Genomic DNA, 19,093 nt, shown 5'->3' on the forward strand with positions numbered 1-19,093 from the left:
GATTGCAGAGGGTTCTTGATGAAAATGCTTCCCCTACGTGCGGCCATCGCGGCTGCGTTGCTGAGTGTCGCTGTCGGCGTCTCGGCCAAACCCTTGGTGGTCTGCACCGAAGCCAGTCCGGAAGGCTTCGATATGGTCCAGTACACGACTGCAGTCACTGCCGACGCGGTGGCCGAAACCATCTTCAACCGTCTGGCGGACTTCAAGCCCGGTACCACCGAAGTGATTCCGGCGCTGGCCGAGTCGTGGGACATCAGCGAAGACGGCCTGACCTACACGTTCCACCTGCGCAAAGGCGTCAAGTTTCACACCACCGAATATTTCAAGCCGACCCGCGACATGAACGCCGACGACGTGGTCTGGAGTTTCCAGCGTCAGCTGGACCCGAATCACCCGTGGCACAAGCTGTCGAGCGTGGGCTTCCCGTACTTTGAAAGCATGGGCTTCAAGGAACTGCTCAAAAGCGTCGAGAAAGTCGACGACAACACCGTCAAGTTCACCCTGACCCGACGCGAAGCGCCGTTCCTGGCCGACATCGCCATGGCGTTCTCCTCGATCTATTCGGCCGAGTACGCCGACCAGTTGCTCAAGGCCAACAAGACCGGCGACCTGAACAGCAAACCGGTCGGCACCGGGCCATTCATCTTCCAGCGCTACAACAAGGACGCCCAGGTACGCTTCAAGGCCAACCCGGACTACTTCCGCGGCAAGGCGCCGGCTGACGCGCTGATCCTGGCGATTGCCACCGACAACAACGTGCGCTTGCAGAAACTCAAGGCCAATGAGTGCCAGATCGCGCTGTACCCGAAACCGGATGACATCCCGAGCATCAAGAAAGACAGCAACCTGAAAGTCGATGAACTGGATGCGATGACTGTCTCCTACGTCGCCATGAACACCCAGCACAAGTACATCAGCGACGTGCGGGTGCGTAAGGCGATCGACATCGCCTTCGACAAGGAAGCCTACGTCAACGCCCTGTTCGGCAAAGGCAACGCGACGGTTGCGGTCAACCCGTACCCGCCAACCCTGCTGGGCTATAACCACGAGCTGAAAAACCCGCCACGTGACCTCGACAAGGCCCGTGCCCTGCTCAAGGAAGCCGGAGTACCGGAAGGCACCACGTTCACCCTGTTCACCCGCAACGGCGGTGGCCCGACCAACCCGAACCCGATGCTCGGCGCGCAGATGATGCAGGCTGACCTGGCGAAAGTCGGGATCAAGATCGACATCCGCGTGATGGAATGGGGCGAGATGCTCAAACGCGCCAAGGCCGGCGAGCACGACATGGTCTCGGCCGGATGGGCGGGCGACAACGGCGACCCGGATAACTTCCTGACGCCTATGCTCAGTTGCGAAGCCGCCAAGAACGGCGAAAACTACGCGCGCTGGTGCAACGAGAAATTCCAGGCCCTGCTCGACGAAGCACGGGCTAAAGTAGATCCGGCCGAACGCGCCAGGCTGTATGAACAGGCTCAAGTGCTGTTCAATCAGGATCAGCCGTGGATCAGCATGGCCCACACCCGCATGTTCACCGCAATGCGCAACAACGTAGAGGGTTATCACATCAGCCCTCTGACAACCAATAACTTCGCCACCACCCAGGTGAAGTAGATAAGAAAACTCCCGGTTTCCCTGACCCCAGGGAAACCGGGCACGCCTAACCGGCTGATGAGGTACCACACACGATGTTTAGTTTTATTGCCCGCCGACTGGGGTTGTTGATCCCCACGTTTTTCGGCATCACCTTGCTGACTTTCGCGTTGATTCGCATGATTCCCGGCGACCCCGTGGAAGTGATGATGGGCGAACGTCGGGTCGACCCCGAAATGCACGCTCAGGCAATGGAACGCCTCGGTCTGAACAAACCGCTGTACGCCCAGTACCTGGACTACATCGGCAAACTGGCCCACGGCGATCTCGGCGAATCCCTGCGCACCCGTGAGAGCGTATGGACCGAGTTCACCTCCCTCTTCCCGGCGACCCTGGAACTGTCCATGGCCGCCCTGCTGTTCGCTGGCATCCTGGGCCTCTTGGCCGGGGTGATCGCGGCTCTCAAGCGAGGATCCCTGTTTGACCACGGGGTGATGGGCATCTCCCTCGCGGGTTACTCGATGCCGATCTTCTGGTGGGGCCTGATCCTCATCATGTTCTTCTCGGTGAGCCTGGGCTGGACCCCGGTGTCCGGGCGGATCGACCTGCTCTACGACATCGAGCCGCGCACCGGCTTCATGCTGATTGACACCCTGCTGGCCGATGACATGGGCGCGTTCCTCGATGCCCTGCACCACCTGATCCTGCCGGCCATCGTGCTGGGCACCATTCCGCTGGCGGTGATCGCGCGGATGACCCGTTCGTCGATGCTCGAAGTGCTGCGTGAAGACTACATCCGTACCGCCAGGGCCAAAGGCCTGTCGCCGTCGCGCGTGGTGTTCGTCCACGGCCTGCGCAACGCGCTGATTCCGGTGCTGACCGTGGTCGGCCTGCAGGTCGGCACTCTGCTGGCCGGTGCGGTCCTGACCGAAACCATCTTCTCCTGGCCCGGCATCGGTAAATGGCTGATCGAAGCCATCGGCGCCCGGGACTACCCGGTTGTGCAAAACGGCATCCTGTTAATCGCCTGCCTGGTGATTCTGGTCAACTTCGTGGTGGACATCCTCTACGGCTTTGCCAACCCACGCATCCGTCATCAGCGCTGAGGTCAATACCCATGAGCACTCCAACTTCCTCAGTAGTCACCGCCGCCACCGCCGTGGATCAAAGTCTGCTGTACCCGTCACCGTACAAAGAGTTCTGGCAGGCTTTCGCCAAGAACAAGGGCGCCGTCGCCGGCCTGCTGTTCATGCTGCTGGTGATTTTCTGCGCGATCTTCGCGCCGTGGGTCGCCCCGCATAACCCGAGCGAGCAATACCGTGACTTCCTGCTGACGCCGCCGGCGTGGCTCGAAGGCGGTCAGATGCAATTCCTGCTCGGCACCGATGAACTGGGTCGCGACCTGCTGTCGCGTCTGATCCAGGGTTCGCGCCTGTCGCTGCTGATCGGTCTGTCGTCGGTGGTGATGTCGCTGATCCCGGGGATCCTGCTGGGTCTGTTCGCCGGTTTCTTCCCGAAAGTGGTCGGTCCGACCATCATGCGTCTGATGGACATCATGCTGGCTCTGCCATCGCTGCTGCTGGCCGTGGCGATCGTCGCCATCCTCGGCCCTGGCCTGATCAACACCGTGATCGCGATTGCCGTGGTGTCCTTGCCGTCCTACGTGCGTCTGACCCGTGCCGCCGTGATGGGTGAGCTGAACCGCGACTACGTGACCGCCGCGCGCCTGGCCGGTGCCGGTCTGCCACGCCTGATGTTCATCACCGTGCTGCCGAACTGCATGGCACCGCTGATCGTTCAGGCGACCCTGAGCTTCTCCTCGGCGATCCTCGATGCCGCCGCCCTGGGCTTCCTCGGCCTCGGCGTCCAGCCGCCAACCCCTGAGTGGGGCACCATGCTGGCTTCGGCCCGCGACTACATCGAACGCGCCTGGTGGGTGGTGAGTCTGCCTGGTTTGACCATTTTGCTCAGCGTGCTGGCAATCAACTTGATGGGCGACGGCCTGCGCGATGCGCTGGACCCGAAACTCAAGAACGCCGCCTGAGGAGATTCCCATGTCACTGTTAGAAATCAAGAATCTCAACGTTCGCTTCGGCGACAAGAACGCCACCCCGGTCGTCGACGGCCTCGACCTGAAAGTCGACAAGGGCGAAGTCCTGGCGATCGTGGGCGAGTCGGGTTCCGGCAAGTCCGTGACCATGATGGCGCTGATGGGCCTGATCGAGCACCCGGGGATCGTCACCGCCGATTCGCTGAGCTTCGACGGCAAGAACATGCTCAAGCTGAACAACCGCCAGCGTCGGCAGATCGTCGGCAAAGACCTGGCGATGGTGTTCCAGGACCCGATGACCGCGCTGAACCCAAGCTACACCGTCGGTTTCCAGATCGAAGAAGTGCTGCGCCTGCACCTGAAAATGTCCGGCAAGCAAGCGCGCAAGCGTGCGATCGAACTGCTGGAAAAAGTCGAGATCCCGGGCGCCGCCAGCCGTATGGACGCCTACCCGCACCAACTGTCCGGTGGCATGAGCCAGCGTGTGGCAATTGCCATGGCGATTGCCGGCGAGCCGAAACTGCTGATCGCCGACGAGCCGACCACCGCACTCGACGTAACGATTCAGGCGCAGATCATGGATCTGCTTCTGGCGTTGCAGAAAGAGCAGAACATGGGCCTGGTGCTGATCACCCACGACCTCGCCGTGGTGGCCGAAACCGCTCAGCGCGTGTGCGTGATGTACGCCGGCCAGGCCGTTGAAGTCGGGCAGGTGCCGCAACTGTTCGACATCCCGGCCCACCCGTACAGCGAAGCGCTGCTCAAGGCGATTCCGGAGCACAGCCAGGGTGCCGAGCGTCTGGCGACGCTGCCGGGCATCGTTCCCGGCCGTTACGACCGCCCGCAAGGCTGCCTGCTGTCGCCGCGCTGCCCGTACGTGCAGGACAGCTGCCGCGCGCAACGTCCGACCCTTGACCCGAAAAGCCACAGCCTCGCCCGCTGCTTCTATCCGCTGAACCAGGAGGTGGCGTAATGGCCGTCGTACTTACCGCCCGCGACCTGACCCGTCACTACGAAGTCTCCCGTGGCCTGTTCAAGGGCCACGCCACCGTGCGCGCCCTCAACGGCGTGTCGTTCGAGCTGGAAGCGGGCAAGACCCTCGCCGTCGTCGGTGAATCGGGCTGCGGCAAATCCACACTCGCCCGCGCCCTGACCCTGATCGAGGAGCCGTCATCCGGCTCCCTGAAAATCGCCGGGCAAGAAGTGGCCGGTGCCGACAAGGCTCAGCGCAAGCAACTGCGCAAAGACGTGCAGATGGTGTTCCAGAGCCCGTACGCATCGTTGAACCCACGGCAGAAAATCGGTGATCAGCTGGCCGAGCCGCTGCTGATCAACACCAACCTGTCGGCCGCCGAGCGTCGCGAGAAAGTCCAGGCGATGATGAAGCAGGTCGGCTTGCGTCCCGAGCACTACCAGCGTTATCCGCACATGTTCTCCGGCGGTCAGCGTCAGCGTATCGCGCTGGCCCGCGCCATGATGCTGCAACCGAAAGTGCTGGTGGCGGACGAACCGACCTCGGCGCTGGACGTGTCGATCCAGGCGCAGGTGCTGAACCTGTTCATGGACATGCAGCAGGAGTTCAACACCGGTTACGTGTTCATCTCGCACAACCTGGCGGTGGTGCAGCACGTGGCCGATGACGTGATGGTGATGTATCTCGGTCGCCCGGTGGAAATCGGTCCGAAGCACGACATCTATGCCCGTCCTCTGCACCCGTACACCCAGGCGCTGTTGTCGGCGACCCCGACCATCCATCCGGATCCGGACAAGCCGAAAATCAAGATCGTCGGCGAGTTGCCCAACCCGCTGAACCCGCCGCCTGGCTGCGCGTTCCACAAGCGCTGCCCATACGCCACCGCGCGTTGCAGCAGCGAAGAGCCGGCCCTGCGCCAGCTCGACACGCGTCAGGTCGCGTGCCACTACGCCGAGCAGTTCCTCGACGGCGCGGCCTGAAAAAAACCGCCCCGTTTCCCGGGGCGGGTTGTTGATGAGTTGACCAAACCCCTTCTGCCTCGATTGCGCATCAGTCGAGAAAGAAGGGGTTTTCTTTTGTCCGGAATCTACGTCTGGCTGTCGCCTTCATCCGGATCATCAGAGTCCGGCTCGTCGGTGGTCGAGTCGTCATCGTCGGCGCTGCCACCCTGGCCCTGATCGCCCGGCTCGGACTCGGACTTGGCCAGCATCAGCGCGCTGTGCCCCACCTGCCCGCTGGACGCCTGGGTATCGTGATCCTCGCACTCGGCCCAGGCCGTCGCGGTGCCGAGGGACAGCATCACCATCACTTTCAATAGCAGCAAAATCCGTAGCAACCTGCTTTTCATAGCCGAGTCCATCCTGTTCCAGGTGAGAAATTCATGCTGACCTGACGCTGATTGAAATCTAGTTCCGATCCGCCGGGTTCACCAGATAGGACGCTGACCAATGCCCGGAAATGCCATGCGTGGACAGACCGCTTTCGAATAACGCTCATAACCGGATCGGCTAAGCGTCTGCACCTTGCGTGGCTCGAATGCGCGTTGCCTGATAAATCAGCGGCACTGACAGCAAGGCCAGCACGGCACTCGCCAGCCAGACACTGTGACCGCCGAACTGGCCATAGAGCTGCCCACCCAGCACCGGCGACAGCAGCGAACTCGCACTCCAGGCCATGAAAAACAGACCAAAATAGCGACCGCTTTTTCCGGTTTGCGCATGCTGCATCACTAGCACGTTCAACGGTGGCATGAACAACGCCTCCCCCAGCGTCCAGATCACGGTCGAGAGGCAGGCATAAAACAACCCGGAACCCAGCGGCAACATGCCGAGTCCGACCGCCAGCAGCACACAACCGGCGATCAATGGCCGACGCGCGCCCCAGCGTTCCCCCCAGTGCGACATGGGAATCTGCAGCGCTACCACCAGAATCGCGTTGATCGCGAACTGCCAGCCGATGGCCTCGGTGCTCAAACGGTAATAGTCGCGAAGATAGTTGCCCAAGGTGCTGTAGACCGTGTCGAACGCCATGCCAAGAAGGACGGTCGCCGCCAGCAGCCAGAGGAAGGGTTTGTCGCGATAGGGAAGGCCCGAACTCGATTGCGCCTGTGGCGCCTCGTCAGCGATCAGCACCGGCCGGCGCCAGGTCGTGCGGACAAACCAGAGCAACGCCAGCAGCGTGAGCCCGGCGCTGATGAAAAACACCCAGCGAAAATCCACCTGTGCCAGAACACCGCCCGCCACACCGGCAGCGGCCATCCCGAGGTTCCGGGCAATGCGACTCAAGGCCTGCGCCCGTGGGCGATGCGCAACCTCGCAATACTCCATGATCAGTCGCTGATGCAGGGTGCGAATCGCCCCATCGAGAGTGCCGCTGAGCAACAGCAACCCGGCCAGGAATGGCACTTGCGTGACCAGCCCCAGCAAGACCAGAACCCAAGCAGAGACAAAGAACAGCGCCGCCGTCAGTCGCGCCGTGCGGACGTGGTCACTGAGCCATCCGCCGAGCATCGAGCCGATCAGCAGACCTCCGCCATACGCCGACAGCAGCCAGCCGACCGTTTCGATCGCCAGCCCCAACTCTTGCCGCAAGTACAACGCCATGAACAGCTTGACCATGCTGCTCAGGCGATTGATGAACAGCAGCGCCGCCAGCACCCAGGCCATCAGGCTGAAATAGCCGTTGGGCCGAAGCAGATGAGCGAGCCTCCCTGTCATTCGATTGCTCCCTTGGTGATCGGACCAGACGCCTGCGCCCGACTTGAATGAGTTCGCATACTTGATCAACACGCAAAAAAAAGCCCACTGTTTTATCAGTGGGCTTTCGGGTGTCGCCAATCAGCGCTTAGTGGTGCTCACGGGTCGCACGGAATTTCACGTCCGGCCAGCGCTCTTCCATCAGGGCCAGGTTGACCCGCGTCGGCGCGAGGTAGGTCAGGTGACCGCCGCCGTCCAGTGCCAGGTTTTCCACCGCCTTGTTGGAGAATTCCTCGAGCTTCTTCTTGTCGCTGCATTCGATCCAGCGCGCGGAGTACACGGTGATCGGCTCGTAGGAGCACTCGACCTTGTATTCCTCTTTCAGGCGGCTGGCGACCACATCGAACTGCAGCACACCGACGGCGCCGAGGATGATGTCGTTGCTGCGCTCCGGGAAGAACACCTGGGTCGCGCCTTCTTCGGCCAGCTGCTGCAGGCCCTGGCGTAGTTGCTTGGATTTCAGCGGGTCGCGCAGGCGTACGCGACGGAACAGTTCCGGGGCGAAGTGCGGGATACCGGTGAAGCCCAGGGTTTCGCCTTCGCTGAAGGTGTCGCCGATCTGGATCGTGCCATGGTTGTGCAGACCGATGATGTCGCCGGCATACGCTTCTTCCAGCTGTTCACGCTCGGAGGAGAAGAACGTCAGGGCGTCGCCGATGCGCACGTCCTTGCCGGTACGCACGTGACGCATTTTCATGCCTTTCTCGTACTTGCCGGAGCAGATACGCATGAAGGCGATACGGTCGCGATGTTTCGGGTCCATGTTCGCCTGGATCTTGAAGATGAAGCCCGAGAACTTCTCTTCCACCGGCTCCACGGTGCGCTCATTGGCCACGCGCGGCAGCGGACGTGGGGCCCAGTCGACCACAGCGTCGAGCACATGGTCGACCCCGAAGTTGCCCAATGCAGTACCGAAGAACACCGGGGTCAGTTGACCGTCGAGGAACTCCTGCTGGTTGAACTCGTGGCAGGCGCCCTGCACCAGTTCCAGCTGTTCGAGGAAACGCTCGTACTCGTCGCCCAGATGCGCGCGTGCTTCGTCGGAATCGAGCTTCTCGATGATCTTGGTTTCGGTGCGTTCGTGACCGTGACCGGCGGTGTAGACAATGATGTAGTCGTCGGCCAGGTGGTACACGCCTTTGAAGTCGCGGTAGCAACCGATCGGCCAGGTGATCGGCGCGGCCTTGATCTTCAGGACGGCTTCGATTTCGTCGAGCAGTTCGATCGGGTCGCGGATGTCACGGTCGAGTTTGTTGATGAAGCTGACGATCGGCGTGTCACGCAGACGGCAGACGTCCATCAGCGCGATGGTACGTGGCTCTACACCTTTACCGCCGTCGAGAACCATCAATGCCGAGTCCACCGCAGTCAGGGTGCGGTAGGTGTCTTCGGAGAAGTCTTCGTGGCCCGGGGTGTCGAGCAGGTTGATCATGTGTTCGCGATACGGGAACTGCATGACCGACGTGGTGATCGAGATGCCCCGCTGCTTTTCCATCTCCATCCAGTCGGATGTCGCGTGGCGGTCGGATTTACGGGATTTCACCGTACCGGCCACGGCAATCGCCTTGCCCATCAGCAAGAGCTTTTCGGTGATGGTGGTTTTACCGGCATCGGGGTGGGAAATAATGGCGAAAGTGCGGCGTTTCGCGACTTCGGCGGCCTGTCTGGTCATGGGAAATCGCCTGGCGGTGATTCAAAAAAGGGCGGCGATTATAGCCCAACTCGATTCAATAACCGAACCGTTGAGCACATTAAGGGTGGCCAAATGCTGCCTCGGATGGGAACCTTTTAAAGCACGGAGACGTCCATCCCCTGTTACGACAATTCGTCAGGGGCTGAAAAATCAGCAAGTTAGCCTGACGAGGCTGCGCTCATGGCTCGCTTTCAGACCGCTTTTGCCGGGCTGAAAAAAAGCTGCTTCTCGCGAACGACTCTCCCGGCAGCCAAGGCTTGGCAGGTGGCCGGGGTGGTCAATTTTGTTGGCTCAAATTTGGATGCCAGCAGTTCATAGCCAAGGCGCTGTGACGAGTCATAGCTCGCTATGGCGAGGAACAGCAACGCAGGATATGAACTTCTGGCGCCGAAGTTGGGCTAACAAAATTGACCACCCCGGCCACTGAACACGGGACTGCGTTCGCCGACTAAAAAAAGGAGTCCGCCTGTGGCTATCCGCTATGGCAAAGGGCTGATGGGAGGTGCGGTGGTGATCGCGCTCCTGGCCCTGCTGGTCCACTGGATCGGCATCAACACGATCGAACACTACCGCGACGATTTGTTGTTTTACCTGCAAGCTCATCTGATTCTCGTCCTCGCCTCAATGCTGGCCGCCCTTGTCGTGGGCCTCCCCGCCGGTATCTTCCTGAGCCGCCCGACCATGGTCGGCCGCGCTGAACGCTTCATGCAGATCTTCAACATCGGCAACACCGTGCCGCCGCTGGCCGTGCTGGCGATTGCCCTGGGGATTCTCGGCATCGGCAGCGGTCCGGCGATCTTCGCTTTGTTCTTAGCCTCGCTGTTGCCGATTGTGCGCAACACCTACGAAGGCCTGAAAAACGTCCAGGGCTCGCTGAAAGAGGCCGCTGTCGGCATCGGCATGACCCCGCGCCAGGTGCTGTGGAAAGTCGAATTGCCCAACGCCGTGCCGATCATCGTCGGCGGTGTGCGAGTGGCTTTGGCGATCAACGTCGGCACCGCGCCGCTGGCCTTCCTGATCGGCGCCAACAGCCTCGGCAGCCTGATCTTCCCCGGCATCGCCCTGAACAATCAGCCGCAACTGCTGCTCGGCGCCGCGTGCACTGCGCTGCTGGCCCTGCTGCTCGATGGCGTGGTCACCCTCGCCAGCCGTCTCTGGCTGGAACGCGGTTTGCGCCCGTCTTGAGGCTTTGCGAAGGAATATTTATGAAAAGACTTAGTTTGATTCTGGGCTGCGTGCTGCTCTTCGCAGGGATCGCCCAAGCCGCCGACAAACCGGTGATTCGCCTCGGCGCCCGAGTATTTACCGAGCAGACCCTGCTCGCGGAAATCACCGCGCAATACCTGCGCAGCAAAGGCTACGACGCGCAGATCACCGGTGGCCTGGGCAGTAACCTGGCCCGCAGCGCCCACGAAACCGGACAACTGGACATGCTCTGGGAGTACACCGGCGTGTCGCTGGTGGCCTACAACCATGTCACCGAGAAACTCGACAGCGCACAGTCCTACGCCCGGGTCAAAGAACTCGATGCGAAGAAAGGCCTGGTCTGGCTGACACCGTCGAAATTCAGCAACACCTACGCCCTCGCCCTGCCGAAGACCGTGGCCGAGGAATATCCGCAGATCCACACCATCAGCCAGTTGAACGAAGTGCTGCGCGCTGAAGCCAAAACTAATCATCTGGTGGCGCTGGACACCGAGTTCGCCAACCGCTCCGACGGTCTGGACGGCATGGTCAAGCTCTACGACATGAACCTGACCCGCAAGAACATCCGGCAGATGGACGCGGGGCTGGTCTACACCGCGCTGCGTAACGGTCAGGTGTTCGCCGGTCTGGTCTACACCACCGACGGTCGCCTCAACGCCTTCGGCCTGAAGCTTTTGGAAGACGACAAGCATTACTTCCCGGACTACACCGCCGCACCGGTCGTGCGTCAGGCCTACCTCGACGCCCACCCGCAACTGGCGGAGCAACTCAAGCCGCTGGCCGAGCTGTTCGACGACGAAACCATGCGCCAGCTCAACGCGCGGGTCGATGTCGATCACGAGAGCCCGTCGAAAGTCGCTGCCGACTTCCTGCGCCAGCATCCACTGAACTAAAGGAGGAAAAGCCATGGAATTCCTGAACGCCTTTTCCCACCTCGACTGGCAGCAGGTGATGCACCTGACCTGGCAGCACATCACCCTGGTCGGCATTGCCGTCAGCCTGGCAATCCTCATCGGCGTGCCGCTGGGCATCCTGATGACACGTTTCCCGAGCCTCGCCGGCCCCTTGCAGGCCAGCGCCACGGTGCTGCTGACCGTGCCGTCGATTGCCCTGTTCGGCCTGCTGCTGCCGTTCTACTCGAAATTCGGCCAGGGCCTCGGCCCGATGCCGGCGATCACCGCCGTGTTCCTTTATTCACTGCTGCCGATCATGCGCAACACCTACCTTGCCCTGACCGGCGTCGAGCCGGGCATTCGCGAAGCCGCTCGCGGCATCGGCATGACCTTCGGCCAACGCTTGCGCATGGTCGAGTTGCCGATCGCCGTGCCGGTGATCCTCGCCGGCGTGCGCACCGCCGTGGTGATGAACATCGGCGTGATGACCATCGCCGCGACTATCGGCGCCGGCGGCCTCGGTGTGCTGATCCTCGCTTCCATCAGCCGCAGTGACATGTCGATGCTCATCGTCGGCGCGCTGCTGGTCAGTCTTCTGGCGATCTTCGCCGACCTCATTTTGCAGTGGCTGCAACGTTCGCTGACTCCAAAAGGACTCCTCAAATGATCGAACTTCAAAACCTCAGCAAGACCTTCCAAAGCAACGGCAAAGATGTGAAAGCCGTGGACTCGGTAAGCCTGACCGTCAATGAAGGCGAAATCTGTGTGTTCCTCGGGCCATCGGGTTGCGGCAAAAGCACCACGCTGAAAATGATCAACCGCCTGATCAAACCGACCTCGGGCAAGATCCTGATCAACGGCGAAGACACCACCGACCTCGACGAGGTGACGTTGCGCCGCAACATCGGCTACGTGATCCAGCAGATCGGTCTGTTCCCGAACATGACTATCGAAGAGAACATTGTCGTCGTGCCTAAACTGCTCGGCTGGGACAAACAGAAGTGCCACGACCGCGCCCGCGAACTGATGAGCATGATCAAGCTTGAGCCCAAGCAGTATCTGCATCGTTACCCGCGTGAGCTGTCCGGCGGCCAGCAGCAACGGATCGGAGTGATCCGTGCGCTGGCGGCGGATGCACCGTTGTTGCTGATGGACGAACCGTTCGGCGCGGTGGACCCGATCAACCGCGAGATGATCCAGAACGAGTTCTTCGAGATGCAACGCGCACTGAACAAGACCGTGATCATGGTCAGCCATGACATCGACGAAGCGATCAAGCTCGGCGACAAGATCGCGATTTTCCGCGCCGGCAAGCTGTTGCAGATCGACCATCCGGACACCCTGCTCGCCCATCCGGCGGATGATTTCGTCAGCAACTTCGTCGGTCAGGACAGCACCCTCAAACGCCTGCTGCTGGTAAAGGCCGAAGATGCGGCGGACAACGCGCCGTCGGTCAGCCCGGAAACCCCGGTGGCCGACGCGCTGGAGTTGATGGACGAACATGACCGTCGCTATGTCGTCGTCACTGACGCTGAGAACAAGGCGCTGGGGTATGTGCGCCGTCGTGACCTGCACCGTCAGACCGGCACTTGTGCGCAGTTCCTGCGCGAGTTCAACGCCACGGCTGCCTACGACGAGCATTTGCGCATCCTGTTGTCGCGCATGTACGAGTTCAATCGCTCATGGCTGCCGGTGATGGATGCCGAGCGTGTGTTCCTCGGCGAGGTTACGCAAGAGTCGATTGCGGCGTACCTGAGTTCCGGTCGATCGCGCGGAATGAAGACCAATATTGTGTCGCCAGCCGAGGCGGTGGCCTGATCAAACGCAAAAGGGCTGTTCGACAGCCCTTTTTTTCGACCACCGGAACCTGAGAGCCGTGATTTTTTTGCCGACGATTAGCCGGCAAGAAATATCAACACGCCAGAGGGCTCAACCCGGCCGACGATGTCAGCGTTAACCCGCAACTTCCCCCTCACCTCCCCTTCTCGCCGCCAACGTCGCCGATGTTGAAGTGATCGTACTTATCTGAGACTTGGCACACATCACCGTCGAACGTGCAGGTATTTTTAACACCTGAAAATTATTGCGGAACATCTGCCCGTCATCTCGGTCGGGTACAAAGAGTGATATCCGCGACGTACGTCAGAAGCGTGCAAAAACGCGACATTTTTAGTTGATCTCATGCCCCTCACGCCCTAAAGTTCGCGCCGAACGTCCATGCTGGAAACGATCCATCCGGCTCAAGTACTGACGACGAGACAGCAAGGCCAAGGGAAAGAAAGACTACATTTCCCATGGCCTTTTTGCTTTCGGCGACATGCCTTGGGAAGTAGGCGAACCAAAGTGGGGATACGGAGGACGTTCAGGAGGGTGTGTCATCAATGAATTCACGAGTGCGCCGGGCATGCTTTTGCGCAGGGCAAGGCGCGAGGCCCGCAGTTTGGTTGTTCCAAATAAGGGACGAGCAACGCAGCCCTGCGCAAAAGCAGGCCCGGCCCTTCGGGTTGTGCCTGAGCGCGCCCCATGCTGCGTTGCAGGCCTTGCGAAGGGAGCAACCATTAGCTGCGGCCTGCGCCTTGCCTGGCACGCGCTCAGGCACAACGCACTCGCGAATTCATTGATGACACACCCTCGCACCCATTGATTAACTTTGTTTGCCAGTAGGAGAGTTCCCAGCATGTCGATCCAGGTCGAAGACTATTTCGCGCGCGAAACCTTTCAGAAAATGAAGGCGTTCGCCGACAAACAGGAAACCCCGTTCGTAGTGATCGACACCGCGATGATCGCCCAGGCCTACGATGACCTGCGCGCCGGTTTCGAATTCGCCAAGGTCTACTACGCGGTCAAGGCCAACCCGGCCGTCGAGATCATCGACCTGCTCAAAGAGAAAGGTTCGAGCTTCGACATCGCCTCGATCTATGAGCTGGACAAAGTGCTGAGCCGTGGCGTCAGCCCGGACCAGATCAGCTACGGCAACACCATCAAGAAGTCCAAGGACATTCGCTACTTCTATGAGAAGGGCGTGCGCCTGTTCGCCACCGACTCGGAAGCCGACCTGCGCAACATCGCCAAGGCCGCACCGGGCGCCAAAGTCTATGTGCGCATCCTGACCGAAGGCTCGACCACCGCCGACTGGCCGCTGTCGCGCAAATTCGGCTGCCAGACCGACATGGCCATGGACCTGCTGATCCTCGCCCGCGACCTGGGCCTGGTGCCATACGGCATCTCGTTCCACGTCGGTTCGCAACAGCGTGACATCAGCGTCTGGGACGCGGCGATCGCCAAGGTCAAAGTGATTTTCGAGCGCCTGAAAGAAGAAGACGGCATCCACCTGAAGCTGATCAACATGGGCGGTGGCTTCCCGGCCAACTACATCACCCGCACCAACAGCCTGGAAACCTACGCCGAAGAAATCATCCGCTTCCTCAAGGAAGACTTCGGTGATGACCTGCCGGAAATCATTCTGGAGCCGGGCCGTTCGCTGATCGCCAACGCCGGCATCCTGGTCAGCGAAGTGGTGCTGGTCGCGCGTAAATCCCGCACCGCCGTCGAGCGTTGGGTGTATACCGATGTGGGCAAGTTCTCCGGCCTGATCGAAACCATGGACGAAGCGATCAAATTCCCGATCTGGACCGAGAAGAAAGGCGAGATGGAAGAAGTCGTGATCGCCGGCCCGACCTGCGACAGCGCCGACATCATGTACGAGAACTACAAGTACGGCCTGCCGCTGAACTTGGCGATCGGTGATCGCCTGTACTGGCTGTCGACCGGTGCGTACACCACCAGTTACAGCGCGGTAGAGTTCAACGGCTTCCCGCCGCTGAAATCGTTCTACGTGTAAATATTGCTGCGGTAAGCAAAAGCCCATGACGTGTCATGGGCTTTTTTGTAGCTGCGATTCAGGTGTCCTGTAACTCGGCGCAACGGTGAGTGTAGGCCTGCGCCAGCGCCTGGATTCTCGGATCGGTTGCGCTCGCCAGCGTCTGGCTGGCCACGCGCAGAAAATTCAGGTTGCCGCCGGCCAGCGCTTTCTCCAGCCAGGCCAGTGCCTCATCGACGCGCCCCTCAGCCGCCAGCACCGCCGCATAACTGAACTGCCCACGAAAGTCTCCGCCTTCGGCCGAACGTCGATACCAGTCACGGGCCGCTGCCGGATTCGCCGGGCACACTTGCCCCTCTTCCAGATAACGCCCGAGCAGGTTCATTGACTTGGCATGCCCGGACTCTGCCGCGCGTTGATACAGCGCCATGGCCTGAAGATGATCGACCGCGACACCGCGCCCGGTCGCCAGCAGGTTGGCCAGGTTATACATCGCCCAATCCAGCCCGCCGGCGGCAGCGATTCGATAATGTTGCACAGCATTGGCGGCATCGACCGGGCATCCCCAACCGTGCTCATGACAGCGGCCAAGCATGTTGCGCGCCATCAGATGACCTTGCCCTGCGGCGATTTCAAACCAGCGCAATGCCAGCGGCTGATCCTGAGCAATCCCGTGACCATCGAGCAGGATCTGCCCAAGCAGCGCCTGCGCTTCCAGCACGCCCTCACCCGCCGCCAGCAGAATCGCCTGAGCCGCGCGGGCCGGACTTTCTTCGAGCATGGCCGTGAGGCGTTCGCCGTCGAGGACTTCCTTGCGGCGCAACCGAAAGTCCGCCACTTACACCTCGACCCAGCGACGCAGCAGGTTGTGATAGGTGCCGGTGAGGCGGATCAGCGAAGGGTGATCGGGCATGTCCTGGGTAAGCTGCTGGATCGCACCGTCCATCTCGAACAGCAACGCGCGTTGGCTGTCCTCGCGCACCAGGCTTTGAGTCCAGAAGAACGAGGCATAGCGCGCACCGCGAGTCACCGCGTTGACCTTGTGCAGGCTGGTGCCGGGGTACAGCACCATATCGCCAGCGGGGAGTTTTACCCGCTGGGTGCCGAAGGTGTCCTGGATTTCCAGCTCGCCGCCGTCGTAGTCCTCGGGTTCGCTGAAGAACAGCGTGGCCGACAGATCAGTGCGTACCCGTTCGATGCTGCCCTTGGGCTGGCGTACGGCATTGTCGATGTGAAAATCGAAACTGCCACCCGCCGTGTAGCAGTTGAGTAACGGCGGGAACACTTTGTGCGGCAGCGCGGCCGACATGAACAGCGGGTTTTTCCACAGGCGTTCAAGCATCGCGGCGCCGATTTCCTTGGCCAGCGGATGGCCTTCCGGAAGCTGCAGATTGTGCTTGGCCTTGGCCGATTGATAGCCGGCGGTGATCTTGCCATCGGCCCAGTCCGCCTGTTCCAGCGCCTCGCGAATGCGCTGCACTTCGTCTTTCTCGAACAGCGCGGGGATGTGCAGGAGCATGGCGACGTCACCAGATGGCAAAAGGATGCCAATGGTATTGATTCTTATTGACTGTGTAAAACCCGCTAGACGAATGAACTGGTAAAAACCGTAAGGTTAAATTGTAAAGAATGTAAATTTGTCGCGAATAGTAATGTTTCGCAATTGATACGAATACCTGTTTACCCTATATTCCGCCGCCTCAAATCCTTGGGGAGGGGAATAAAAATGGCACGTCAACCAGCACAAGTACCGGTCAGTTCACCACGTCTGCTCGCTTCCGCCATCGGCGTGGCAATCACCGCCGGCTCCGCAGGCCACATGGTGTTCGCCGCCGAAAAAACCGACAGCAAAGCCACCGGCAATGCCATCGCCCTGGACGCCACCGCCATCACCGGCGAAGCCCAGGACTCGACCTCCTACCAGGTCGAGAAAGCCTCCTCGCCCAAGTACACCGCGCCGCTGGTCGACACGCCGCGCTCGGTCACCGTTATCCCGCAACAAGTCCTCAAAGACACCGGCGCCCTGAACATGCAGGACGCACTGCGCACCGTGCCGGGCATCACTTTCGGTGCCGGTGAAGGCGGCAACCCGCAGGGCGACCGTCCGTTCATCCGTGGTTTCGACGCCCAGGGCGACACCTACCTCGACGGCGTGCGCGATACCGGCTCCCAGAGCCGCGAAATCTTCGCCGTGGAAAACATCGAAGTCAGCAAGGGCCCGAACTCCGCCATCGGCGGTCGTGGCGCAGCCGGCGGCAGCATCAACCTGGTGAGCAAGAAAGCGCACTTGGGCAACTCGTTCGACGGTGGCTTCACCTGGGGCTCCGACCAGACCCAGCGCTACACGATGGATGGCAACTACCAGTTCAGCGACACCGCTGCCGGCCGTCTGAACCTGATGAGCCACGAGAGCAACGTCGCCGGTCGCGACAAGGTCGACTACGACCGCTGGGGCATCGCGCCATCCCTGGCCTTCGGCCTGGGTACCGACACCCGCGTCAACCTCGATTATTACCATCTCGAAAGCAACGACACGCCGGATTCGGGCATCCCTTACACCATTCCGGCCGGCGGCTCGGCGGCGCGCACCAAGTCCAACCCGGACAAGCCGTACGCCGGCGGCGATCACAGCAATTTCTACGGTCTGGACCGCGACTTCCGCAAGGGCCGCACCGACACCGCGACCTTCGCCATCGAGCATGACCTGAGCGACTCGCTGACGATCAAGAACACCCTGCGTCACGGCACCAGCATGCAGGATTACATCCTGACCCAGCCGGACGACAGCAAGGGCAACGTCAACAACGGCAGCGTCTGGCGTCGTGCGAACACTCGTGTGAGCAACACCGAGACCACCACCAACCAGACCGACCTGTTCGGCAACTTCTACGTCGCCGGCTTCAAGAACAGCTTCTCCACCGGTGTCGAATACACCCGTGAGGAAAGCAGCAAATCCTCGTACAACGTCAACACCGACACCACGCCGCGCACCTCGGCCGTGACCACCAACTGCAATCCGGCTCTGATCGGGGCTGCCAGCGGCTACAACTGCACCTCGCTGTCGAACCCGAACCCGAACGATCCGTGGAACGGCGCGATCTCGCGCAACTACGCCGGCACCGACACCCAGTCCGATACCTACGCGCTGTATGCGTTCGACACCCTGGAGCTGTCCGAGCAATGGCTGGTGAACATGGGCCTGCGTTACGACCACTTCGAAACCGGCTACAAGACTTACAACAACGCTGGCCGCACCACCTCCAAGGGTGCTGACACCAGCGAGTTCGTCACCGGCCAGTTCGGCATCGTCTACAAACCGGCAGAGAACGGCAGCATCTACGCGTCCTACGCCACCTCCGCCACTCCGCCGGGCAACACCCTGGGTGAAGGTCAGGAAGGCAACCCGCTGGGCGGCACGCCGGATCGTAATGGCAACCTGCTCAAGAGCGACATGGAGCCGGAAACCACCAAGAACTACGAAATCGGTACCAAGTGGGATTTGCTGAACGATCGCCTTTCGCTGACCGCCGACATCTTCCGCACCGAGAAAGAAAACGCGCGTGTCCAGGTCGATACCACCTCGTACGAAAACGCCGGCAAGACTCGTGTACAAGGTATCGAGTTGTCCGCCAGCGGCAAGATCACCGACAAGTGGCAAGTGTTCGCCGGCTACGCCTACATGGACAGCGAACAGGTGGACGGTGGTGACCTGCCGGCCAACAAGGCCAACAACGGTAACGAGCTGCCCAACACGCCGAAAAACAGCGCCAGCCTGTGGACCACTTACCAGGTCACGCCGAAGCTGACCATCGGTGGCGGTGCGTTCTACGTGGATGACGTGTTCGGCAGCGTGGCCAACACCACCATGGTCGATTCCTATGTTCGCTACGACGCGATGGCGGCGTACAAGCTGAGCAAAAACGTCGACCTGCAACTGAACGTGCAGAACCTGACCAACGAGACCTACTACGACAAGGCCTTCTCGACCCACTTCGCCAACCAGGCGGCGGGCCGTACGGCATTGCTGAGCACCAACTTCCACTTCTGATCGAAGAGGGAAGGACCGAGCCCCGTTCATTCATTTGAGCGGGGCTTTTGTGCGTAATAAA

General features: G+C 60.8%; 16 protein-coding genes. 11 read left to right on the top strand and 5 right to left on the bottom strand.

Going from position 1 to position 19,093, the window contains the following annotated elements; translation table 11 throughout:
* Positions 1 to 18: 18 nt before the first annotated feature.
* The 5 genes from ACKUG4_RS08405 to ACKUG4_RS08425 all read left to right on the top strand — a co-directional run bounded on the left by ACKUG4_RS08405 (position 19) and on the right by ACKUG4_RS08425 (position 5,596).
* On the top strand, positions 19 to 1,614 hold the full coding sequence (locus ACKUG4_RS08405) for an ABC transporter substrate-binding protein (protein WP_445433802.1): 1,596 nt from the start codon (positions 19 to 21) through the stop codon (positions 1,612 to 1,614).
* Between the two features lie 74 nt (positions 1,615 to 1,688).
* Positions 1,689 to 2,699: an ABC transporter permease subunit gene (locus ACKUG4_RS08410; protein ID WP_047597886.1), complete on the top strand. Its 1,011-nt coding sequence runs from the start codon at positions 1,689 to 1,691 to the stop codon at positions 2,697 to 2,699.
* A gap of 11 nt (positions 2,700 to 2,710) precedes the next feature.
* Positions 2,711 to 3,637, top strand: a complete 927-nt coding sequence (locus tag ACKUG4_RS08415; RefSeq protein ID WP_039769224.1) for an ABC transporter permease subunit — start codon at positions 2,711 to 2,713, stop codon at positions 3,635 to 3,637.
* A 10-nt stretch (positions 3,638 to 3,647) separates the two neighbouring features.
* Positions 3,648 to 4,616 carry an ABC transporter ATP-binding protein gene (locus ACKUG4_RS08420; RefSeq protein WP_011332433.1) on the top strand — a complete coding sequence of 323 codons (969 nt, stop codon included), beginning with the start codon at positions 3,648 to 3,650 and terminating at the stop codon, positions 4,614 to 4,616.
* Positions 4,616 to 5,596, top strand: a complete 981-nt coding sequence (locus ACKUG4_RS08425; RefSeq protein ID WP_007953682.1) for a peptide ABC transporter ATP-binding protein — start codon at positions 4,616 to 4,618, stop codon at positions 5,594 to 5,596. The genes ACKUG4_RS08420 and ACKUG4_RS08425 overlap by 1 nt, the downstream gene beginning before the upstream one ends.
* Positions 5,597 to 5,703: 107 nt before the next feature.
* Here ACKUG4_RS08425 and ACKUG4_RS08430 read toward each other — a convergent pair whose 3' ends face one another.
* From ACKUG4_RS08430 to ACKUG4_RS08440, 3 genes are all read right to left on the bottom strand, one after another.
* Positions 5,704 to 5,964, bottom strand: coding sequence for a hypothetical protein (locus ACKUG4_RS08430; RefSeq protein ID WP_064593354.1), 261 nt, complete (start codon positions 5,962 to 5,964; stop codon positions 5,704 to 5,706).
* A 160-nt stretch (positions 5,965 to 6,124) separates the two neighbouring features.
* Positions 6,125 to 7,333, bottom strand: a complete 1,209-nt coding sequence (locus ACKUG4_RS08435; protein ID WP_085647669.1) for an MFS transporter — start codon at positions 7,331 to 7,333, stop codon at positions 6,125 to 6,127.
* A gap of 127 nt (positions 7,334 to 7,460) precedes the next feature.
* Positions 7,461 to 9,044 carry a peptide chain release factor 3 gene (locus tag ACKUG4_RS08440; RefSeq protein ID WP_011332431.1) on the bottom strand — a complete coding sequence of 528 codons (1,584 nt, stop codon included), beginning with the start codon at positions 9,042 to 9,044 and terminating at the stop codon, positions 7,461 to 7,463.
* 516 nt (positions 9,045 to 9,560) lie between these two features.
* Between ACKUG4_RS08440 and ACKUG4_RS08445 the strand changes: the two genes are divergently transcribed.
* The 5 genes from ACKUG4_RS08445 (at position 9,561) to ACKUG4_RS08465 (ending at position 15,005) form a co-directional block, all read left to right on the top strand.
* Entirely contained in the window at positions 9,561 to 10,250 is a 690-nt protein-coding gene (locus ACKUG4_RS08445) for an ABC transporter permease (protein WP_172829515.1), read from the top strand.
* Positions 10,251 to 10,270: 20 nt separating this feature from the next.
* On the top strand, positions 10,271 to 11,164 hold the full coding sequence (locus ACKUG4_RS08450; RefSeq protein ID WP_064593352.1) for a glycine betaine ABC transporter substrate-binding protein: 894 nt from the start codon (positions 10,271 to 10,273) through the stop codon (positions 11,162 to 11,164).
* 13 nt (positions 11,165 to 11,177) lie between these two features.
* Positions 11,178 to 11,831 (top strand): ABC transporter permease, encoded by a 654-nt coding sequence (locus ACKUG4_RS08455; RefSeq protein WP_007953690.1) that lies wholly within the window; start codon positions 11,178 to 11,180, stop codon positions 11,829 to 11,831.
* The gene (locus ACKUG4_RS08460; protein WP_039769215.1) at positions 11,828 to 12,982 is read left to right on the top strand and encodes an osmoprotectant ABC transporter ATP-binding protein OsmV; all 1,155 of its coding nucleotides are present in this window, start codon (positions 11,828 to 11,830) and stop codon (positions 12,980 to 12,982) included. Before ACKUG4_RS08455 ends, ACKUG4_RS08460 begins: the two co-directional genes overlap by 4 nt.
* An 859-nt stretch (positions 12,983 to 13,841) precedes the next feature.
* Positions 13,842 to 15,005 carry a type III PLP-dependent enzyme gene (locus ACKUG4_RS08465; protein WP_039769212.1) on the top strand — a complete coding sequence of 388 codons (1,164 nt, stop codon included), beginning with the start codon at positions 13,842 to 13,844 and terminating at the stop codon, positions 15,003 to 15,005.
* Between the two features lie 58 nt (positions 15,006 to 15,063).
* Here ACKUG4_RS08465 and ACKUG4_RS08470 read toward each other — a convergent pair whose 3' ends face one another.
* Positions 15,064 to 15,822, bottom strand: coding sequence for a tetratricopeptide repeat protein (locus ACKUG4_RS08470; RefSeq protein ID WP_445433803.1), 759 nt, complete (start codon positions 15,820 to 15,822; stop codon positions 15,064 to 15,066).
* The gene (locus tag ACKUG4_RS08475; protein WP_039769208.1) at positions 15,823 to 16,503 is read right to left on the bottom strand and encodes a Fe2+-dependent dioxygenase; all 681 of its coding nucleotides are present in this window, start codon (positions 16,501 to 16,503) and stop codon (positions 15,823 to 15,825) included. It abuts the gene before it with no gap.
* Positions 16,504 to 16,710: 207 nt separating this feature from the next.
* On the opposite strand from ACKUG4_RS08475, the gene ACKUG4_RS08480 reads away from it, so the two are divergent.
* Positions 16,711 to 19,032, top strand: coding sequence for a TonB-dependent receptor (locus tag ACKUG4_RS08480; RefSeq protein WP_445433804.1), 2,322 nt, complete (start codon positions 16,711 to 16,713; stop codon positions 19,030 to 19,032).
* The last annotated feature ends 61 nt before the right edge of the window (positions 19,033 to 19,093 follow it).

This window comes from Candidatus Pseudomonas auctus (assembly GCF_048654275.1).
Lineage (GTDB): Bacteria > Pseudomonadota > Gammaproteobacteria > Pseudomonadales > Pseudomonadaceae > Aquipseudomonas > Aquipseudomonas pharyngis.

What these genes read in the sequence shown, in the direction of transcription:
- ACKUG4_RS08405 (WP_445433802.1), top strand. Translation starts at nt 19, where the DNA reads ATGAAAATGCTTCCCCTACGTGCGGCCATCGCGGCTGCGTTGCTGAGT.
- ACKUG4_RS08410 (WP_047597886.1), top strand. Translation starts at nt 1,689, where the DNA reads ATGTTTAGTTTTATTGCCCGCCGACTGGGGTTGTTGATCCCCACGTTT.
- ACKUG4_RS08415 (WP_039769224.1), top strand. Translation starts at nt 2,711, where the DNA reads ATGAGCACTCCAACTTCCTCAGTAGTCACCGCCGCCACCGCCGTGGAT.
- ACKUG4_RS08420 (WP_011332433.1), top strand. Translation starts at nt 3,648, where the DNA reads ATGTCACTGTTAGAAATCAAGAATCTCAACGTTCGCTTCGGCGACAAG.
- ACKUG4_RS08425 (WP_007953682.1), top strand. Translation starts at nt 4,616, where the DNA reads ATGGCCGTCGTACTTACCGCCCGCGACCTGACCCGTCACTACGAAGTC.
- ACKUG4_RS08430 (WP_064593354.1), bottom strand. Translation starts at nt 5,964, where the DNA reads ATGAAAAGCAGGTTGCTACGGATTTTGCTGCTATTGAAAGTGATGGTG.
- ACKUG4_RS08435 (WP_085647669.1), bottom strand. Translation starts at nt 7,333, where the DNA reads ATGACAGGGAGGCTCGCTCATCTGCTTCGGCCCAACGGCTATTTCAGC.
- ACKUG4_RS08440 (WP_011332431.1), bottom strand. Translation starts at nt 9,044, where the DNA reads ATGACCAGACAGGCCGCCGAAGTCGCGAAACGCCGCACTTTCGCCATT.
- ACKUG4_RS08445 (WP_172829515.1), top strand. Translation starts at nt 9,561, where the DNA reads ATGGGAGGTGCGGTGGTGATCGCGCTCCTGGCCCTGCTGGTCCACTGG.
- ACKUG4_RS08450 (WP_064593352.1), top strand. Translation starts at nt 10,271, where the DNA reads ATGAAAAGACTTAGTTTGATTCTGGGCTGCGTGCTGCTCTTCGCAGGG.
- ACKUG4_RS08455 (WP_007953690.1), top strand. Translation starts at nt 11,178, where the DNA reads ATGGAATTCCTGAACGCCTTTTCCCACCTCGACTGGCAGCAGGTGATG.
- ACKUG4_RS08460 (WP_039769215.1), top strand. Translation starts at nt 11,828, where the DNA reads ATGATCGAACTTCAAAACCTCAGCAAGACCTTCCAAAGCAACGGCAAA.
- ACKUG4_RS08465 (WP_039769212.1), top strand. Translation starts at nt 13,842, where the DNA reads ATGTCGATCCAGGTCGAAGACTATTTCGCGCGCGAAACCTTTCAGAAA.
- ACKUG4_RS08475 (WP_039769208.1), bottom strand. Translation starts at nt 16,503, where the DNA reads ATGCTCCTGCACATCCCCGCGCTGTTCGAGAAAGACGAAGTGCAGCGC.
- ACKUG4_RS08480 (WP_445433804.1), top strand. Translation starts at nt 16,711, where the DNA reads ATGGCACGTCAACCAGCACAAGTACCGGTCAGTTCACCACGTCTGCTC.